The sequence below is a fragment of the Candidatus Melainabacteria bacterium RIFOXYA2_FULL_32_9 genome (assembly GCA_001784615.1).
Lineage (GTDB): Bacteria > Cyanobacteriota > Vampirovibrionia > Gastranaerophilales > UBA9579 > UBA9579.
Genome location: MFRQ01000140.1, coordinates 4,319 through 5,382, shown reverse-complemented (window position 1 = coordinate 5,382; position 1,064 = coordinate 4,319). Strand labels below are relative to the sequence as shown.

1 protein-coding gene and 2 pseudogenes are annotated in these 1,064 nt (G+C 30.4%); all 3 read right to left on the bottom strand.

The window, feature by feature from the left end; all coding sequences use genetic code 11:
* Positions 1 to 341: pseudogene (locus A2255_00185) on the bottom strand (hypothetical protein).
* A 2-nt stretch (positions 342 to 343) separates the two neighbouring features.
* A complete protein-coding gene (locus A2255_00180; protein ID OGI17747.1) occupies positions 344 to 808 on the bottom strand; it encodes a hypothetical protein in 465 nt (154 codons plus the stop codon).
* 19 nt (positions 809 to 827) lie between these two features.
* Positions 828 to 1,064 (bottom strand): annotated as a pseudogene (locus A2255_00175) (hypothetical protein).

The window sequence follows — 1,064 nt, the reverse complement described above, 5'->3', positions numbered from 1 at the left end:
ATCCAGAATATTGTAGAATAAATACCAAAAGAAATTCCCGACATTACCAGGAAACCAGTATAATACCCTATCTTAACTTTCAGTGGTCGAGGTCTTGTAGATTGTTTCATTGCTGTTATCAGGCTTAATTCGCTATCAAGATTTATAATTTTATAATCCTCATCCTGAAGAATATCTAAAGCCATTTTCATTAATTCATCTTCAGACTTTGTCTCATAAATCTTTGTCTGAATAGCCCTTTTATCAAGAACTGATACTTGCGTTTCCTTCTTAGCAAAAGCAGGCATATGAAAAGAAAAAACAAATATAAATATCAAAAGTTTAGCTGTAATTCTTCTCATTATCATATCCCCTGCGCTTCAATAAATAAACTTTTGTCTAACTGGCTAAAAAATTCTCGGTATAATACTTCGGGATTTTTAATATCTTTTTTGCCTGAAGGAGTTCCTGTATAATCGATAAATTTTCTAATAAAGCTTGTCCTGACTTTATAATTTTTATCACTAAACTCGTTTATCTGTACTGAAGTTTCATACCTTACATATCGGTTCCCTAAAAATACTTTTTCTTTGTCTTCTTTATAACCGCTAATGACTCCCAATTTATAGTTTGATTCTGTTATAAGATAGCCACGATCCTGTAGAACATTTACTATTGCTTCCATTAATTGTTTTTTTTCTTTAACTTCATAAGTTCTGGTTTGCATTTGTCTAACTTCCAAAGAAGAAGCTTCATCCTGTTTAGCAAAAGACGGCAAACAAGAGATTAAACCTATACAGGTTAAAATTAAAATAATTTTATTAAACATTTAATTTATCCTTCAATTTTTAAAATTTGCTGCTGTGGTAAGAATAGCTTTCAACATAATTATTTTCATCAAATTTAATAACAATAGTAAGAGTATTTTGTGAAGATTCTATTTGTGAAGCATCTCTCATTTCTGGTTTTCCGTCAGTGAGCAATCCTAATGTTACAAAATTTAGTAGACCTGTCCATGAATTTTTAATAGCAGTGCCTTTTTCAAGAGCACTTTCAGTTTTGTTTCTATCGGTTATTGTAGAAGA